The following is a 16,277-nucleotide window of genomic DNA, read 5'->3' on the forward strand; positions in this document are numbered from 1 at the left end:
CTTGGGCTGTGCGGAGTGATCCGGCGGCGGCGAATGTGCCGCGCCGGGCGGTTCGCGAACGCAGGTGGCAGGGTCAGTCGGTCGGCAGCCAGACGCGCATGCTGCCGTCCTGCCGGTTGGCCCATGCGTAGTAGGGGACGGCGGTGAGGGGGACGGCCGGGTCGGCTGCGGCGCCGGCCTCCTCGGGGCCGCCGGCGTCCTCGGCTGAGGTGCCGGCGGTGCCCGCGTCGCGGTAGGGCCACCAGTGCCCGCTGTCCGGGGCGGCCCGGCGGCGGCCTGCGGCGTGGATGGTGACGACGCCGCCGAGCAGGTCGGGGCGGTCGTGCTCGGTGAGCGGCGACGCGGGGTCGATGACGATGTCGTCAAGACCGCCGCCGGGGTGGTCGACCTGCTCCAGGCAGTAGACGAGCGGCCCGCGCTCGATGGCGACGCAGCCGCGTACCGCGTCGACCCGCGGGTCGGCCCGGGTCAGCCGCGGGGTCAGGTCGAGCCCCAGGGCGACCTCGTCGCCCGGCGCCCACACCCGTTCCAGGCGCAGCCACCCCTCGTCGGCGGCGGCTCCGGGGACCTCCTGGCCGTTCACGCGGACGGTGAAGCGGGCGCTCCAGTGCGGGATGCGCAGCGACAGGGTCCAGGGCAGGTCCCCGGGGGTCTGCTCGACGGTGAAGGTGGCCGCACCGGCCGCCGGGTAGGCGGTGTGAGCGCTCACTATCAGCGGCTGCCCTGCCGCGTCGCCGCTGTAGCGGCCGGTGGCGTACTGGTGGATCTGCAGGCCCGCGCCGTCGGTGGAGGCCATGTAGTGCTCCAGGCTGGCCAGCAGCCGCATGACGTTGGGCGGGCAGCAGGCGCAGCGGAACCACTCGGTGCGGCGGGCGGAGTGGTCGCCGCCGGGGTCGGTGTGGCCGTCGCGGATCTGCAGCGGGTTGACGTACAGCCAGGTCTCGCCGTCCAGCGAGACACCGGACAGCACGCCGTTGAAGAGCGTGCGCTCGATCAGGTCGCCGTAGCGGGCCTGCCCGGTGAGCAGCGCCATCCGCCAGCTCCACTGGATGGAGGCGATGGCCGCGCAGGTCTCGCAGTACGCGCGCTCGGTGGGAAGTTCGAAGGGGTCGCCGAAGTCCTCCTTGTCGTGGTGCGCACCGACCCCGCCGGTCAGATGGGTCTTGGTCGCGGTCATGGCGTGCCACAGGCGCTCGCCCGCGGCCCGCAGCTCCGCCTCGCCGGTCTCGCACGCCAGGTCCGCCGCGGCCGCCAGCAGGTACAGCTGGCGCACCGCGTGGCCCTCGACGTTCTCGGCATCGCGCAGCGGCACCCGGTCCTGGCAGTACGCCTCGCCGCCGAGCACGCCGTGCCCGTGCCGGTCCACGAAGAACTGCGCCAGGTCCATGTAGCGGCGCTCACCGGTCTCCCGGTACAGCTCCACCAGCGCGGTCTCCACCTCCGGGTGGCCGTCGAAGGACTCGATGGCCTTGCCCGGGCCGAAGACGGTGTCGATGTGGTCGGCGAAGCGGGTGGCCACCCGCAGCAGTTCCTTGCCCCCGGTGGACCGGTGGTGCGCGACCGCCGCCTGGATCAGGTGGCCCGCGCAGTACAGCTCGTGGCCCCAGCGCAGGTCCTGGTAGCGGGCGCCGCCCTTGGTGACCTGGAACCAGGTGTTGAGGTAGCCGTCAGGCTGCTGGGCGTCGGCGACCAGGGCGATGATCCGGTCGACCTCGCGGACCAGCGCCTCGCGCCCGCCGGCCGCATCCGCGTCGGGGCCGCTTCCCGTGTCGGGGACGGCCTGGCCGAGCTGCCAGGAGGCGGCCTCCAGCCACTTGTAGACGTCGGAGTCCATGAAGGGGTAGTCGCCGCGGAAGTCGCCCTGCGCGGTCCCCGCGGCGAGCCGCAGGTCGTGCAGGTTTCCCGCCGACTCCAGCAGGCGCGGCCCCTGCGGGATGCCGGCGCGGGCGTTCACGGCGCGGCGGACCTGCCAGAAGCCGCCCTCGATGGCCGCCGCGGCGGCCGGTCGCAGGGCGGTGTGCGCACCGGGGCCGAGCAGGACAGGACCGGCCGTGCCGGCCGTCGTCTGGCTGGTGCGGGACATAGGGCTCCCCAGGAGGTGTCGGGACGGAGCCCGCCGGGGTGGTGACCATGCGTCAGCATGTGCCGCAGTACGGGCGGTCGGGCTGGGCGGTCGACATCTCGACGGGCAAGTGCGCAAACCTTTTCTTCCCGCAAAGTAGGGTGGCCGTGAAGACGCGTCAAGACCGCTGACCAATATTTCCCAAGTCAACGGGACCTCCTGCGACAGGCGCCCGGAGTGCCACAGCCGACTGGGTGCGCGATCAGCGGCCGTAAGAGCAAAGGATCGCCTTCGGGAAGTCCGATTCGGCCCGGCCGGCGGGATCGGCGCTGCCGCAGCGCGCCCAGGTGGGCGCGTCGCACCGCGGGACCGCCCGCTTCGGTGAGCCCGGTCGCACGGCGGATGCGAGGTGTCATGGGGGCCTCCCTTTCATGGCGCGGGTGGGGTGCTGACCTAGAAGGTGTGAGCGCTAACAATCGAGATACGGCTCCGGGTCGGGATGGACGTCCTGGTGTGTGCGTGCTGCGGCCGCGGAACACGGCCGCGACCGGTCGCCGAGCACCCGCGCGGGGGTGCAGGCACCGCACGGGTTCCGCCATGACCTGCGGTCCAGGTCGTTCCGCGGTCCCGGCGCGGGCGCGGGCTCGCGGCAGCCGAGGTGCTGTTCCACCGCCGCAGGACCCGGCGGGAAGGAGCCGGGTCCTGCGGCGGAAAAACGCCCGAGGAGGCCGGACGGTCGTCCTCCCCGGGCGTGGTCGAAAACCTTTTCCCGAGCAGAAAGTAGAACCGCTCACATCACGCGTCAATGCCTTGTGCAGAATCCTTCGAACCGTTTGCCCGCGGCGCCTGCGTGACCGCGGGGCCGCGGTCCTGAACCGGGGCGTCGTTGCGGAAGACCAGCAGGTAGCGCCAGAAGAGGAGCCGGCGGACCGTACGGCCCGGCAGCAGCTCCGCGGACTCCCGGCGGATCTGCGCCAGTGTCATCGACGGCTGCTGGACCGGCGGCTTGGTGCTCTCCGGGCCGCCCGCTCCCGACCGGCCGACCGCCTCCTTCGCGGCCACGGCGAGCCGGGCGCCGGCGTTGACGGGTACGGCCGCCGTGCTCCACAGCAGGTCGGCCGCACCCTGTTCCGCGTAGCAGCCCAGGACCGCCAGGACGCCGCCGGGCGCGAGGGCGTCCCGCAGCGCGGCCAGCGTGCCGAAGGGCATGTGGTGGAGGCTCGCCAGGCAGGTGATGGCGTCGTAGTGCCCCCGCGGCAGGCCGGTCTCCGCCAGGTCGGCCTGCCGGAAGCGCGGGCTGCCGCTGCCGTCGCCTGACACCGCCCGGGCGATGGCCACGACCTCCGCCGACCGGTCGACGGCGTCGACCTCCAGGCCTCGCAGGGCCATTCGCCGCGCGAACCGCCCGGTGCCGCAGCCGACGTCGAGCGCGGTGCGGGCGCCGCGGGGCAGTTGGCGCAGCAGCAGCCGGTGGTAGTGGTCGTTGTGGTCGAAGGGCATGGGCCGGACCCTGCCACATCGCCGCCGCGCCGCCCAGCCCGGCGGGGGCCGCGGTGTGCGGTATGCCGTACGCGCGGGCGCCGACCGCCGCTGATCAGGGACCACACGATCGCCTGCACACGCGCGCCGTACGCGCGGGCGCCGAGGCGGCGCGGGGGCCTCTGCCACAATCGCCGCATGGCTGAGCACGGCGCGGACCGCGGTTACCTGCTGGACAACCGGCAGTCGGAGGCGGGGATCCGTTTCGGCGCCCTCGGGGAGCTGTTCGACCCGGTGACCTTCCGGCACGTCGACCAGCTGGGGCTCTCGGCGGGGATGCGGGTCTGGGAGGTCGGTGCAGGCGGTCCGTCGGTGCCGCTCGGACTGGCCGAGCGGGTCGGCCCTGCCGGGCAGGTGCTCGCCACCGACATCGACGTGTCCTGGATGAGCGGCATCCCCGGCGGTGTGGTCGAGGTGCGGCGGCACGACGTCGCGGTGGACCCGCCGCCGGCCGGCGGCTTCGACCTGGTGCACGCCCGCCTGGTGCTGGTCCATGTCACCGACCGGGCCGAGGCGCTGCGCCGGATGGTGCAGGCGCTGCGTCCCCGCGGCCGGCTGCTGCTGGAGGACGCGGACCCCGGGCTGCAGCCGCTGCTGTGCCCGGACGAGTCGGGTCCGGAGCAGCGGCTGGCCAACCGGTTGCGGTCCGGTTTCCGCGCTCTGATGGCGCAGCGCGGCGCCGACATGGCGTACGGGCGGACCCTGCCGCGGCTGCTGCGCGAGGCCGGGCTGGACGACGTACGGGCCGATGCGTACTTCCCGATCACCGGACCTGCGTGCACGGTCCTTGAGGCCGCGACCGTACGGCAGATCCGCGGCCTGCTGGTGTCCGAGGGGCTGGCCACGGACGAGGAGGTGGACCGGCACCTGGCGAACGTGGCCACCGGCCGCCTCGACCTGGCCACCGCCCCGATGGTCTCGGCGTGGGGGCGGCGGCCGTAGCCGCGTGCGTTGTCGCCTCCGGCCGCGTGCGGAGGTCTGCCGCAGCCGGGCGCGCCCGGCCCCGCACGCCGGGGGCGCCGTCGCCTCCGGCCGCGTGCGCGGGCGGCTGCCGCAGCCGGGCGCGTGCAGCCCCGCCGGCCGGGGCGCCGCGGCCGTAGCCTGCGCACCCAATCCGCCGGCCGGGGGCGCGGTCACCGGCCGGCGGGGTTCACGCCCGGGGGCCGGGCGGGCCGGGCGCGGGGTCAGCTGGCACGGGCGGTGCGCAGGCGCTGGGCGACCAGGGCGAGGGCACCGAAGGCGATGACGGCGATGCTGTAGACGACCGCGGTCCTGTGCAGGCCCACGTCGGTGGTCGCGAACCCCGCGACGACCGCCGGGACGCTGAGGGCCAGATAGGAGATCACGAAGACGACGGCGAACAGCTCGCCGCGCTCCGCCGGTTCCGCGATACGGGCCAGGGTGCCGAAGCTGGCCAGGCCCGCCGCTCCGAAGCCGACGCCGGCGAGTGCCGTGCCCAGGGCGGCCGCGGTGACCGACTCGGCCTCGACGCCGGCCAGGCCCACGGCGGTGCCGGCGACGAGCAGGGCGGCGCCCAGCGCCAGGGTGCGTTCGGTCGGCCAGCCGCGCAGCGCGAAGGCCGTGATCGAGGCCGGAACGCTCAGCAGGGTGACGACCAGGCCGCCGACGACGTGGCTGGACAGGCCGAAGAGACCTGCGGCCACCGACGGGCCGAGTGCCAGGTAGAGCCCGGCCAGCGCCCAGCTCGCCACCAGGATCGGCACCAGCGCGACCAGGTCCGCGCGCAGCCGGGGAGCCACGCCGAGCCGGGGCTGCAGCGAGCGCACGGCGCCGGGCCGCAGCGCCGAGGTCTCCGGCAGCGCGGCGATCACCAGGCCCGCGACCACGAGTCCCGCGAGCAGCAGGACGTAGACCAGCCGGGTCGGGTGCGGCCCGTATTGCACGAGGAATCCGCAGCCCAGCGCGCCGAGGCCGAGCCCGAAGGTGGGTGCGGCACCGGAGATGACGCCCGCGCGGTGCGGTGCGTGCGGCGGGTTGAGGTCGACCAGGGTCGCCCCGAGTGTCGTCATGGCGGCGCCGGTGGCGATGCCCTGCACGAAGCGGGCGAGCAGCAGCAGCGGGACGTCGCCCGCGGCGATGAAGAGCACCATCGCGACCGCTTCGAGTGCGATGGCGGAGACCAGTACGGGGCGGCGGCCTATGTGGTCGGACAGCGCCCCGAGCACGAGGAGGGAGCCGATCATGCCGACCACGTAGACGGCGAAGACGGTCGTCAGGGTGGTGGCGGAGAAGCCCCATTGGTGCTGGTAGACGACGTAGAGCGGGGACGGGGCGCTGGAGGCGGCCATGAAGAGGACGAAGATCGCCGCGATGGCGGCGAAGGCGGCCGGGCGGCTCAGCCCGCGGCGCCCGGGGGCGCTCGGCGGTGCGGCCGCGGGGGCGGAATCCTGATCCTGGTGCGTCGGCGCGACGGTCATACGAGACTCCGTTTGCAGCGATCATTGCGTTAGTGACGCTAGGCTAACGCAACGATGAGTGCGATAATTTCCGTATGACCGAAGCAGTCCAGACCCGCCCCGGCGGCCGCTCCGCGCGGGTGCGCGCCGCGGTGCACCGGGCCGTGGAAGAGCTGGCCGCCGCAGGGCCGGCCGAGACGCTCACCATCCCGGCCGTCGCCGCCCGCGCGGGGGTGCACCCGACCACGGTGTACCGGCGCTGGGGGTCGGTGGGGCAACTCCTCGCCGACGCCGCGACCAGCAGGTTCAGCGGCAACGTGGTGGTGCCCGACACCGGGTCGCTGGCCGGCGACCTCGAACGGTGGATGGACGACGTCGCCACCGACCTCGCCGACCCCGACGTCCTCGCCCTGATGCGCGCGACCATCGGGTCCGGCCCCGACGGCGGCTGCGCCTGCGCGGTCGACCGCCACGAGCAGCTCGGCGCGATCATCGAGCGCGAGCAGGCGCGCGGCGGCAAGGTGCCGGAGCTGGAGCGGGCCGTGGACATGCTGCTCGGGCCGCTCTACTACCGGGCGATCTTCGCCGGGCAGCCGGCGTCGGGCGAGTGGGCGCGCGGGCTGGTGGCCGCTCTCCTGGCGGGCTGATCCTGCACCCCCGCCGGGGCCCGGGTCAGTCCTCCGCGGCCGTACGCGTCGTCAGGTCCTCGTCGGTGATCGCGCGCACCACGCGGCAGGGCACGCCGACCGCGACGACCATCGGGGGGATGTCCCGGCTGACGACGCTGCCCGCGCCGATCACCGAGCCGTAGCCGATGCGGACCCCCGGCAGCACGACGACGTTGCTGCCGATCCACACCTTGTCCTCGATCACGATCGGCTCGGAGAACCGCCCGAAGTCCGCCCGGCGGGAGGGGTGCACCGGATGGCCCGTCGTCGTGAGCGTGACGCTGGGCGCGATCATCACCCCGTCGCCGATCCGGATGTCCACGTCGTCGACGAAGGTGAGGTTGACGTTCCCGAAGAAGTCGTCGCCGATGTGGACGTTGCTGCCGAAGCCGGCGTGGAAGGGCGGCAGCAGCACGGTGCGCTCACCGACCGAGCCGAGCGCGGCGACCAGCAGTTCGCGGCGCCGCTCCGGCTGGTCCGGCGGTGTGTGGTTGTAGGCGAAGACGAGGTCGGGGCGGCGCTGCGGGGCCTGGAAGGACGCCTCGGTCTCCGTGTAGACGAGCCCGCGGCGGATCTTGTCCAGGACTGCTTTCTCGCGGTCCCCGAGGTCCCGGTGCTCCTCGTGTTCCTGGTGCGTACGCGACACTTCCGCCCACCCCGTTCGCCGTTCCGGCAGCCGACACCTTCCGCGGGCGCAGTATAGAGAGCGCTCTCCTCGACCTTGCCCGGCGGGGACCAGGGTCCGCGGCCGAGCGGAGGTTGCGTTCGTGTGCGGTCGTGTGCGAATCGCTTCGCCTCGGTTGACCCGGCCCGCGCGCGCCCGCTTGAGTGATCGTCCGGCGAACCGGCGTGCCGGGCGTCGGCGCCGCCGCCTGGCCACCCCGTACGGAGAGACGCGATGCCCCCTGCCCTGCCGCCCGAGGACCGGGGGCTCTCCCCGTACACCGGCTGGACCCGCGCCCACTGGGCGGCGCTGGCCGACCGCATGCTCGCCGCCGTCGCCCCCTACCGCTCCCCCGGCGGCGCGCTGATCGCCCTGCCGGGTCCCGCGAGCAGCAGCGGGGTCCGCTCCGACGGCCTCGAAGGCTTCGCCCGCACCTTCCAGCTGGCCGGCTTCCGCGTCGCCGGCGAGGGCGGCGCCGACCCGGCCGGGCTGCTGGAGACCTACGCCAGGGGCCTGGCCGCCGGCACCGACCCGCACTCCCCCGAGGCCTGGCCGCGTCCGGACAAGCTCGGCCAGGCGAAGGTGGAGGCCGCGTCCGTCGCACTGGTGCTGCAGCTGACCCGGCCCTGGCTGTGGGACGAGCTCGACGACGCGGTCAGGGAGCGGGTGCTCGACTGGCTCGGCAGCGTCGTCGGGCAGGACTACCCGCCGATCAACTGGGTGTGGTTCCGGATCGTCGTGGAGTCCTTCCTGCGCGAGGCCGGCGGGGACTTCTCGGTCGCGGACATCGAGGAGGACCTCGCGGTGCACGCCTCGCTGCGCCGCCCCGGCGGCTGGCTCAGCGACGGGCAGGAGCGCGCCTACGACCACTACACCGGGTGGGCGCTGCACCTGTACCCGCTGCTGTGGACCCGCCTCTTCGACGTGACGGGCACGCTGTGCCCGCATGCGCTGCGGCAGCAGTGGGAGGACGACCTGGCGGCGTATCTGGACGACGCGGTGCGCCTGGTCGGCGCCGACGGGTCGCCGCTGCTCCAGGGCCGCAGCCTGACCTACCGCTTCGCCGCCGCCGCACCCCTGTGGGTGGGCGCCGTCAGCGGTGCGGGCGGCCAGGCCCCCGGGCTGCTGCGGCGCGCGGCCAGCGGCATCCTGCGGCACTTCACCGACCGCGGGGCACTTGAGCCCGACGGACTGCTGACCCTCGGCTGGCACGGCGAGTGGCCGGGCCTGCGGCAGTCGTACTCAGGTCCCGGGTCGCCGTACTGGGCGGCCAAGGGCATGCTCGGCCTGATGCTGCCCGCCGGCCACCCGGTGTGGACGGCGGAGGAGGAGCCGCTGCCGGTGGAGACCGGTGACGTGTCCCGGGTGGTGGCGGCGCCCGGCTGGCTGGTCTCCGCCCGCCGCCGCGACGGCATCGCGCTGGTGGTCAACCACGGCACCGATCACGCCGGCCCGGGGGACGTGTGCGCGGACTCCCCGCTGTACGCGCGGCTGGGCTACTCGACCGCCACGGTGCCGCCGCTGACCGGCCCGACCACGGCGGACCCGGTCGACAACAGCGTCGCCGTCCTGGACGACGCGGGGCGCGCGACCCACCGCAGCGGCTTCACCACCCTCTACGTCGAGGAGCTGCCGGGCGGCGCCGTCGCCGGGTGCTCGCGCGGCACCGTCCACTGGGTCGACACCGCGGGTGACGACACGCCCGACCACGGCTCGGGCCGCCGCGGGCCTGCCGTGCCGGGGCCGCTGGTCACCGTGGCCTCGGTGCTCAGGGACGGCGTGGAGGTGCGGCTTGTGCGGCTGGACCCGCCGCCCGGCCGCCCCGGGGCGCCGAGCCCGTCGTGGCGGGCGGTACGGCTCGGCGGCTGGCCGCTTGCCTCGGCTGCCGTGCCCGGGTCCGGCTCGGGCCGGGGCCGCGCCGCCTGCGCCGAGGCCGCCACGGCGGAGCTGCGCTCCCGGGTGGGCAATCTGCTCGGCTTCACCGAGTCCGGGGTGTCCGCGGAGAGCGGCACGGGCCCGCTCGCCCGCTGGACCGCCGTGCCGTGGCTGGCCACGTCAGGACCTGCCCCGCTCGGCCGGCTGCTGGCCGCCGTGGTCACCCTGGACCGCGGCACGCCGGCGGCGCCCGACCCGGTTCTGTCCGTACGCGACACGCCCGACGGCGGCCACGACGTGACCGTCACGTGGCCGGACGGCCACCGCACCGCGGTGACCGTCCCCTGCCCCGGCTGACGCCGGAGGTAAGGTGCGCGAGGTGGAGAACCTGAGCAAGCGGCGGCTGGACGCCGCCGAACTGGACGCGCTGCTGCACAGCTCGCTGGGCCAGGGCGGCCGGCTGGAGCGGGAAGTGACCGGCGGCACGTTCAACACCGCCTACCGCGCCCGGCTCTCCGACGGTCAGACCGTCCTGGTCAAGATCGCCCCACCCGCGGACACGCCCGTGCTCCGCTACGAGCGCGGCATCCTCGGCACCGAAGCCGCCGTCTACCGGCAGCTCAACAGCCTGACCGGAGCCGCGGTGCCGACACCCCGGTTGCTGCACGCCGGCGTGGACCACCTGGTGCTGTCCTGGCTCGACGGCAGTCCCTGGGACCGGCTGCAGCCGCACCGAGCCGAACTGCTGTGCCGCGAGTTGGGGCAGCTGACGGCCCTGATCAACGCGATACCGTCCCCGGACGGGCGCTTCGGCTACCCCGCGCCCGAGTCCGGCCTCCAGGCGGATGACTGGCCCACCGCCTTCGGCCTGATGATGGCCGCCGTGCTGGCGGACGCCGAGCGCTTCGGCGCCGAACTCGGTGCTCCCGCCGAGGAATTCACCGCTCTGCTGGCCGCCTCCGGCGAGCCGCTGGGCGAGGTGGCCGAGTCGCGCCTGGTCCACTTCGACCTGTCGCCCGGCAACGTCTTCCACGACGGCACACGGATCACCGGACTGATCGACCACGAGAGGGCGTTCTTCGGCGACGCCGCGGCCGAGCTGGTGTCCCTGGAGTTCTGCGGTGCCGCGGGCGAGGGCAGCGAGGTGGTCGCGGGCTACCGCGAGGCGGGCGGTGAGCTGGAGTTCACCCCGAGGCTGGCACACCGGCTCGCGCTCTACCGCGTCTACCTGGGTCTCATCCTGGTCGTCGAGAGCGAGCCCCGCGGCTTCCGGACCTCCAGTCCCGAGCACTACGCATGGAGCCGCGGCTACCTGGCAACCCATCTGGACGTGCTGCGGCGCCACTGCACCGCATGAACCGCCAGGTGCGGACCGTGTCCGGGGCGATCCGCAGCCGGCGGGACACCTCGTCGAGCGGCCGCCGGCACGCCCCAGCCCTCCGGGCCAGGCGGACGGGATTCGTCAGAGCGGGCCGAGTACGTCCGCGGGGTCGGCGGCCGGCGCGAGGGTTTCCAGCACGGTGAGCAGCTTGCGCTCCTCGTAGCGGAAGTGGTTCTCCATGATCGCGGCGACGCCTTCCAGGTGGCGGGCCAACTCCTCGGGTGGCGCGGCCCGTTCCGCGGCGGCGCGCAGGCCGCCCAGCAGGTGGGCGATCACCGTGTGGTCCTGCCCGAGGGAGGCCAGCACCGGCTGCAGTTCTGGGTGCGCCGCTGCCACGGCAGGGAAGAGGGTGCGGTCCTCGCCCTGGTGGTGGCCGTCGAGCGCCGTGCAGAAGCCGTGGCAGTACAGCAGCAGGTCGCGGGTGGCCGCCTCGCCGGGGGCGCCCTCCGCGAGGCAGGCGCGGGTCGCGGCGAGTGCGTCGCGCAGGCGGCGGTGCACCTGGCGCAGTTCATGGCTCCAGGCGGTGAGCCTGGTCGTCTCGCGCTCAGTCACGCGAGAGCGAAGGGTTCGGCGACCGCATCGCCGGCCTCCTTCGGTCGGACGCCTCCATGCCTGGCACGGTCTGCCACCGGCACGCGACGCTGCCCGCACCTTACCGCGGGCGCTCGATCCGTACCCGCAGGGGTCCCTGCACGCCCGGGGCCGCGTGCAGGGTCAGCCGGGTGAGCCGGTCGCCCCAGGAGTGCCGCAGCAGGAGGTCGTCCAGCGCGCGCACCTCGGCGCTGCCCGTCAACTGCCGGTGATCCCAGGTGAGTTGCAGCGCACGGCCGCCGCCCGCACGGACGTCGGCGCGGCCTTCGCCGACGGTGACCTCCCCCGCCACGACGTGGTGCAGCCGCAGGACGGCAGGGGCCCGCTGCGGCTCGTCCTCGACCAGGACGTACGCCGGCCCGCCGCCTGCCGCGCGTACCAGCCGGACGGTGCGGCGCCAGCCGGCGAGCAGCCCGGTGGGGTAGGCGGCGGCGAGGTCCGCGGTCCACACGGTGGCGTCCTCGCCGATCTCGGCGCGTACGCCGTGGGCGCGGTGGTGTGCTCCGGGCTGCTGCTCGGCCCCCGGCTCTGGCACGTTGTGCCAGCCGCTGCGCAGCGGCCAGGCCCGGTAGCGGTCGGGGCCGAAGCTCGCGGCGGTGTACGTGGGCTGCCCGATGTCCACGACGACGGGGGCGCCGTCGAGGGCGACCCAGTAGGAGCCGACGTCGAGGTGGTTGTGGCGTTCGGCGTTGTGCCCGCCCTTGACGGCGAGGGCGAGGCCCTGCGTGCTGCCGGCCCGTTCGCGGGCGACCAGCAGCTCCACCCGGGGCAGCCAGACGTCGCGGGCCGCCCAGCTGTCCGCGGGCGGCGGGTCGGCGAGTGCGGCCTGCCAGCCCGGTGCGCTGAGCGCGGCCAAGGCCCGGCCGAGCCCGTCGTCCTGATGGGCCGTCACACCGCGAGCCCGGGCGCGGGCCACGGCGTGCGCGGTGACGCCGGGGTCGCCGAGCCGCCGGCCCCAGTGGAAGAGGACGTGCCAGGGCTGCTCCGCGGGCGGGCGTGCGGGTGCGTCGCCGACGTTGACGTACCAGGGTCCGCCCCAGTGCATCCGGTGCGGGTAGCGCAGGAGTTCGGGCAGGACCGGCAGGCCGCGCGCGTCGAGGGCCGGGCCGCCGACCGCGGCGAGCAGGTCGAGCGACTCCAGCAGCCGGCAGGCGCCCTGCCACCAGTAGGCGACGCCCTCGTCCACGCCGCCGTCGTCGGGGAGCACCGCCACGAAGTGGTCCAGGCCCCGGACGACCAGGCTCACGACCTCCGCGCGCTCGGCGTCGTCGTCGGTGAGCAGCAGCGCGGCGGTGAGCACCGCACTGTGGATCCAGGGGTTCCAGTTGTGCGCGTCGCCGTCCAGGCCGATCCAGTGCCAGTCCCTGGTCCGCAGGAAGGGCGCGAGCACCCGCTGCCGCACCTCGCGGCGGAGCCGGCGGCGCAGGCCGGGGACCCGCTGGTCGAACCGCTCCCCCAGGACGTGGTCGGCCCAGGCGGCCAGCGACGCGACCTCGGCGGCGCCCAGGTCGAGGAAGGGGTCGTCCGGGTCGGGCACGACCTCGCCGCGCCCCGCGGTGTGGCGGTCGTGCGGCGCCCAGCACCAGGTGCCGGCCTCGGCGAAGGCCAGCAAACCGTCGGCGGCGGCGTCCAGGTAGGGCGCGGCGCCGGGCGGAGCACCGGCAGGCGCGGCCTCGTCGGCGAGTACGGCGGCGAGCACGAACAGCGCCGTGCGCGACCGCAGCGCCCGCGCCTGGTCCTCGTAGGCGGTGCGCACCCCGTCGCGGAAGGTCCGGGCCCAGTCCGAGGCGCGCAGCACGGGGGCGTTCCTGGCCAGTTCGGCGTCCGCGTCCTTCAGCAGGGCGCTCCTGGTCGCCGCGTCCACCGCGTCCCACACGCCCCGCTCCCCCACCCGCGGCACGGGCGCCCGGGCGGCGGGGTCCCGCAGCACACCGGCGGCGACGGCCTGCCCGGGTGCGAGGCCGAGGACGTCGGACAGCGGGCGGGCGGCGGAAGGCGGCGAGGGCATGGCGGTCACGATGGCTCCTGGGATCGACCGGCCACGCTAGCCGCGCTCCGATCGGCGCGGCACCCGTACGAACCGGGTCGTCCGCATTCGCACATGATCGGTCAGGCCCGTGCTTCCACCAGGGCGGACGGGAGGGCGCCCCGGCGTGGTTGACTTCCCCGGTGACCGACTACGACGTCCTGCGGGTCTTCTGCGGAGCCGACGGCCGCCACGGCAACGAACTGGCCGTCGTACGCGACGGGTCGACCGTGGCCGACCCCGGCGAGCGGCAGGTGCTGGCCGCGAAGCTGGGGTTCAGCGAGACCGTCTTCGTCGACGACCCCGAGCGGGGCGACATCGACATCTACACGCCCACCCTGCGGCTGCCCTTCGCCGGGCACCCCTGCGTGGGCACCGGGTGGCTGCTCGACCTGCCGGAACTGGTCACGCCCGCGGGCGTGGTGGGAGTGCGGCTCGACGGCGAGTTCACCTGGATCGAGGCGATGGCGGCCTGGGCGCCGCCGCGCACCCTGCGCCAGTACGGCTCGGCCGAGGAGGTCGAGGCACTGGACGTGCCGCCGCCGGGCGAGTGGGTCTACGCCTGGGCCTGGCAGGACAAGGCGGCGGGCCGGGTCCGGGCCAGGGCCTTCCCCGGCCGGGACGACGGCATCGACGAGGACGAGGCCACCGGGGCCGCGGCCCTGCTGCTCACCCACCGGCTCGGCCGCGCTCTGAACATCGCCCAGGGCCTGGGCTCGCAGATCCTGACCGCCCCGCACCCCGACGGCCTGATCGAGGTGGGCGGCCGGGTCCGGCTGGACGGCCAGGAGTCCGCCTAGGCCGTGTTTTGGAAGTAGCGCCGTCCGCCCACAGGGCGGGCCCCGCGGCGTCCGGTGCGTGCGATCGCAAGGCGGAGGGTCGTCCTCGTAGTGGGCCTACTCGGACGACTCCGACAACGCAGCGAGCGTGCGTGCCAGACGCCGCGGGGCAGGCGGGACTTCCACAACACGGCCTAGGCCCGTCCCGCTCCCGTCGTCGGACCCGGCAGCGCCCCGGTCCGCTCCGGCGCCGGATCGCGTCACGCTGGGCGGGCGCCCTGGTCGTGGCGAGCACGCTGCCCGTGGCCCTCGGCTACCGGGGCCGCACCGCCGAGGGCGCCTGAGGGGCGGGCTTCGGCGTGCGCCTCAGCCCGCTCCCCGGCGCCCCGGGTCACATGGCGGCCGGGGAGTTCTGGTACGCGGCAAGCAGCCAGCGGCCGTCGCGGCGGGTCAGGACCCAGGTGGCGATCGAGGCGCGGTCGGTCGCGCCCTCGGTCTCGCCGGGGAAGACCACGTTGGTCTCGCTGACCACCACGGCCGCGTCGTGGTTGAGGAAGCGGATGTCGCGCACCTTGTTGGTCGTGGTCGAGCCCTTCAGGTAGGTGCTGAAGCCGGCCTGCATGCTCTGCCGGATCTCCTCGCGGGAGGCGCGGTAGGAGCCGGGCAGGATGGCGCTGGCGTCCTCGGTGTAGTCGGCGACGAACGCGTCGGCGTCATGCGCGTCCCATGCGTCGTAGACACCCCCGAGCACCCGGAGGATGGCGGTCTCGTCGGCGGTGTGCGTCTGGTTCGCGGTCACGGTTTTCCCTCGCTCTGTCGTGCGGGTGCGGATTGCCGGGGTCTGCGGCGCACCGGGAGTCACGTGCGGCTCCACGAGTACATACCGGCGCCGCCGCCGGGACTCATCGCGCGTGCGCAGATTTCTTCCGGCGGTCAGGCGCCGATCGCGGGTGCCAGGCCGAAGGCCGCGAAGACCTCGGCGTCCTGGAAGACGGTGTTCCTGCTGATGCCCGCCGCGGTGACGGTGAAGACCTGGAGGGTGTGCAGCTCGAAGGCGCCGCCGCCGGCGAGGTTGTACGCGGCGAAGCCGGGCTGGCCGTTGGCCGCGACGGGAACCAGCCGCCACCGGGTGCCCGCCTTGGCGAAGACCCAGTCCATGAAGCGGCCGTAGTTGTCGCGCCCGGTGAACCAGTTGAGGACCGGCGGCATCTCCATGAGGACGTCGTCGGCCAGCAGCCGCTTGAGCCCCTCGACGTCGGCGTTCACGAAGGCCTTCATGTAGCGCTCGACACACGCCCGCTGCTCGGCCACGGAGGGTTCCGCGACCTGGTCCTCCAGCACCCCCGCGCTGTCCAGCCGGGCGCGCGCCCGCTGCAGCGAGCTGTTGACCGACGCGACCGACGTCCCCAGGATGTCCGCGGTCTCGGCCGCGGAGAAGGCAAGCACCTCGCGCAGGATCAGGGCGGCCCGCTGGCGCGCGGACAGGTGCTGCAGCGCGGCGACGAAGGCCAGCCGCAGGCTGCCGCGGTCGACGGCCGCGCCCGCCGGGTCGCCCAGGTGCAGCAGCGCGTCGGGCACCGGCTGGAGCCAGGTGGCCTCGCCACCGTGGACCAGCGGGTCGAGCGCCTCCCGCTGGGGGACCGTGCCGGAGGGCAGTGGCCGGCGGCGGCGGGTCTCCAGGGCGGTCAGGCAGGCGTTCGTGGCGATCCGGTAGAGCCAGGTGCGCAGGGCGCTGCGGGCCGGGTCGTAGCTCTCGCGTGCCCGCCAGGCCCGCAGGTAGGTCTCCTGGACCAGGTCCTCGGCGTCGTGGACCGAGCCGAGGATGCGGTAGCAGTGCGCGAGCAGTTCCCGCCGGTAGGGCTCGATCCGCGGGCCGAAGTCGTCCACCATGGTCCGCCACCCCCGGCTGTGCTGCCGCTCCTGCCGGCGACTCTAACGCACCTGCGCGCTGCCGCCGCGGCTTGCCCTCCGGTCTACTGGGCCGCCTTGGCGTTGGCCGCCGCGTCCGTCGTCGCCTCGTGGAGGAGCTGCCTGCCCAGGTCGAGCAGTGCGCGCCCGGCGGCGTACTCGTCGCCGATGGCGGGCACGGGCGGGTCGTCCGGGTTGCGCTGCGCGGTGGTGCGGGTGCGCAGCGTGCGGTCGCCGGTGTCGAGGGCCGCCTTGACGGTGGTGGCGTCCTGGCTCTCCTCGGCGATCTCCAGATCCAGCGTCCAGGTCTTGGTGCGCGGCTGCGCCGCTGTCTGCTGCTGCATCACGAGCCGTCCGTTCCCGTACG

Annotated in this window: 14 protein-coding genes; 5 read left to right on the forward strand and 9 right to left on the reverse strand. The window is 74.8% G+C overall.

Translation table 11 applies throughout. From position 1 onward, the window contains the following. Nucleotides 1-73 precede the first annotated feature (73 nt). Both JT723_RS14785 and JT723_RS14790 read right to left on the reverse strand, forming a co-directional pair. Complete coding sequence (locus JT723_RS14785) at nucleotides 74-2,083, reverse strand: glycoside hydrolase family 127 protein (protein WP_205045054.1); 2,010 nt, start codon at nucleotides 2,081-2,083, stop codon at nucleotides 74-76. Between the two features lie 774 nt (nucleotides 2,084-2,857). Beyond that, nucleotides 2,858-3,562, reverse strand: a complete 705-nt coding sequence (locus JT723_RS14790) for a class I SAM-dependent methyltransferase (protein ID WP_205045055.1) — start codon at nucleotides 3,560-3,562, stop codon at nucleotides 2,858-2,860. A gap of 177 nt (nucleotides 3,563-3,739) precedes the next feature. Between JT723_RS14790 and JT723_RS14795 the strand changes: the two genes are divergently transcribed. Next, nucleotides 3,740-4,543, forward strand: a complete 804-nt coding sequence (locus JT723_RS14795; RefSeq protein ID WP_205045056.1) for a methyltransferase domain-containing protein — start codon at nucleotides 3,740-3,742, stop codon at nucleotides 4,541-4,543. Between the two features lie 242 nt (nucleotides 4,544-4,785). Here JT723_RS14795 and JT723_RS14800 read toward each other — a convergent pair whose 3' ends face one another. Then, nucleotides 4,786-6,039 (reverse strand): MFS transporter, encoded by a 1,254-nt coding sequence (locus JT723_RS14800; protein WP_205045057.1) that lies wholly within the window; start codon nucleotides 6,037-6,039, stop codon nucleotides 4,786-4,788. Between the two features lie 74 nt (nucleotides 6,040-6,113). Between JT723_RS14800 and JT723_RS14805 the strand changes: the two genes are divergently transcribed. After that, the gene (locus JT723_RS14805) at nucleotides 6,114-6,665 is read left to right on the forward strand and encodes a TetR/AcrR family transcriptional regulator (protein ID WP_205045058.1); all 552 of its coding nucleotides are present in this window, start codon (nucleotides 6,114-6,116) and stop codon (nucleotides 6,663-6,665) included. Nucleotides 6,666-6,690: 25 nt separating this feature from the next. On the opposite strand, the gene JT723_RS14810 is transcribed toward JT723_RS14805, so the two are convergent. Beyond that, nucleotides 6,691-7,269, reverse strand: a complete 579-nt coding sequence (locus JT723_RS14810; protein ID WP_240165643.1) for a sugar O-acetyltransferase — start codon at nucleotides 7,267-7,269, stop codon at nucleotides 6,691-6,693. Nucleotides 7,270-7,584: 315 nt separating this feature from the next. Here JT723_RS14810 and JT723_RS14815 point away from each other — a divergent pair, with 315 nt between their 5' ends. Beyond that, nucleotides 7,585-9,582 carry a DUF2264 domain-containing protein gene (locus tag JT723_RS14815; RefSeq protein ID WP_205045060.1) on the forward strand — a complete coding sequence of 666 codons (1,998 nt, stop codon included), beginning with the start codon at nucleotides 7,585-7,587 and terminating at the stop codon, nucleotides 9,580-9,582. A gap of 22 nt (nucleotides 9,583-9,604) precedes the next feature. Then, complete coding sequence (locus JT723_RS14820; protein WP_205045061.1) at nucleotides 9,605-10,582, forward strand: phosphotransferase family protein; 978 nt, start codon at nucleotides 9,605-9,607, stop codon at nucleotides 10,580-10,582. A gap of 105 nt (nucleotides 10,583-10,687) precedes the next feature. Here JT723_RS14820 and JT723_RS14825 read toward each other — a convergent pair whose 3' ends face one another. Then, entirely contained in the window at nucleotides 10,688-11,158 is a 471-nt protein-coding gene (locus JT723_RS14825) for a hemerythrin domain-containing protein (RefSeq protein WP_251513160.1), read from the reverse strand. Between the two features lie 100 nt (nucleotides 11,159-11,258). Next, a complete protein-coding gene (locus tag JT723_RS14830) occupies nucleotides 11,259-13,205 on the reverse strand; it encodes a heparinase II/III family protein (RefSeq protein WP_205045153.1) in 1,947 nt (648 codons plus the stop codon). A 161-nt stretch (nucleotides 13,206-13,366) separates the two neighbouring features. Between JT723_RS14830 and JT723_RS14835 the strand changes: the two genes are divergently transcribed. After that, entirely contained in the window at nucleotides 13,367-14,023 is a 657-nt protein-coding gene (locus tag JT723_RS14835; protein WP_205045062.1) for a PhzF family phenazine biosynthesis protein, read from the forward strand. 370 nt (nucleotides 14,024-14,393) lie between these two features. On the opposite strand, the gene JT723_RS14840 is transcribed toward JT723_RS14835, so the two are convergent. The 3 genes from JT723_RS14840 to JT723_RS14850 form a co-directional block, all read right to left on the reverse strand. Next, nucleotides 14,394-14,801: an SgcJ/EcaC family oxidoreductase gene (locus JT723_RS14840; protein ID WP_205045063.1), complete on the reverse strand. Its 408-nt coding sequence runs from the start codon at nucleotides 14,799-14,801 to the stop codon at nucleotides 14,394-14,396. Between the two features lie 134 nt (nucleotides 14,802-14,935). Beyond that, on the reverse strand, nucleotides 14,936-15,892 hold the full coding sequence (locus JT723_RS14845) for a sigma-70 family RNA polymerase sigma factor (protein WP_205045064.1): 957 nt from the start codon (nucleotides 15,890-15,892) through the stop codon (nucleotides 14,936-14,938). A gap of 83 nt (nucleotides 15,893-15,975) precedes the next feature. Beyond that, nucleotides 15,976-16,254, reverse strand: coding sequence for a dsRBD fold-containing protein (locus tag JT723_RS14850; RefSeq protein ID WP_205045065.1), 279 nt, complete (start codon nucleotides 16,252-16,254; stop codon nucleotides 15,976-15,978). Between the last annotated feature and the right edge of the window lie 23 nt (nucleotides 16,255-16,277).

The organism is Actinacidiphila bryophytorum (assembly GCF_016916835.1).
Taxonomy (GTDB): Bacteria; Actinomycetota; Actinomycetes; order Streptomycetales; family Streptomycetaceae; genus Actinacidiphila; species Actinacidiphila bryophytorum.

Excerpts from the sequence above, each read along its gene's own strand:
- JT723_RS14785 (WP_205045054.1), bottom strand. The coding sequence starts at position 2,083 with ATGTCCCGCACCAGCCAGACGACGGCCGGCACGGCCGGTCCTGTCCTG.
- JT723_RS14790 (WP_205045055.1), bottom strand. The coding sequence starts at position 3,562 with ATGCCCTTCGACCACAACGACCACTACCACCGGCTGCTGCTGCGCCAA.
- JT723_RS14795 (WP_205045056.1), top strand. The coding sequence starts at position 3,740 with ATGGCTGAGCACGGCGCGGACCGCGGTTACCTGCTGGACAACCGGCAG.
- JT723_RS14800 (WP_205045057.1), bottom strand. The coding sequence starts at position 6,039 with ATGACCGTCGCGCCGACGCACCAGGATCAGGATTCCGCCCCCGCGGCC.
- JT723_RS14805 (WP_205045058.1), top strand. The coding sequence starts at position 6,114 with ATGACCGAAGCAGTCCAGACCCGCCCCGGCGGCCGCTCCGCGCGGGTG.
- JT723_RS14815 (WP_205045060.1), top strand. The coding sequence starts at position 7,585 with ATGCCCCCTGCCCTGCCGCCCGAGGACCGGGGGCTCTCCCCGTACACC.
- JT723_RS14830 (WP_205045153.1), bottom strand. The coding sequence starts at position 13,205 with ATGCCCTCGCCGCCTTCCGCCGCCCGCCCGCTGTCCGACGTCCTCGGC.
- JT723_RS14845 (WP_205045064.1), bottom strand. The coding sequence starts at position 15,892 with ATGGTGGACGACTTCGGCCCGCGGATCGAGCCCTACCGGCGGGAACTG.
- JT723_RS14850 (WP_205045065.1), bottom strand. The coding sequence starts at position 16,254 with ATGCAGCAGCAGACAGCGGCGCAGCCGCGCACCAAGACCTGGACGCTG.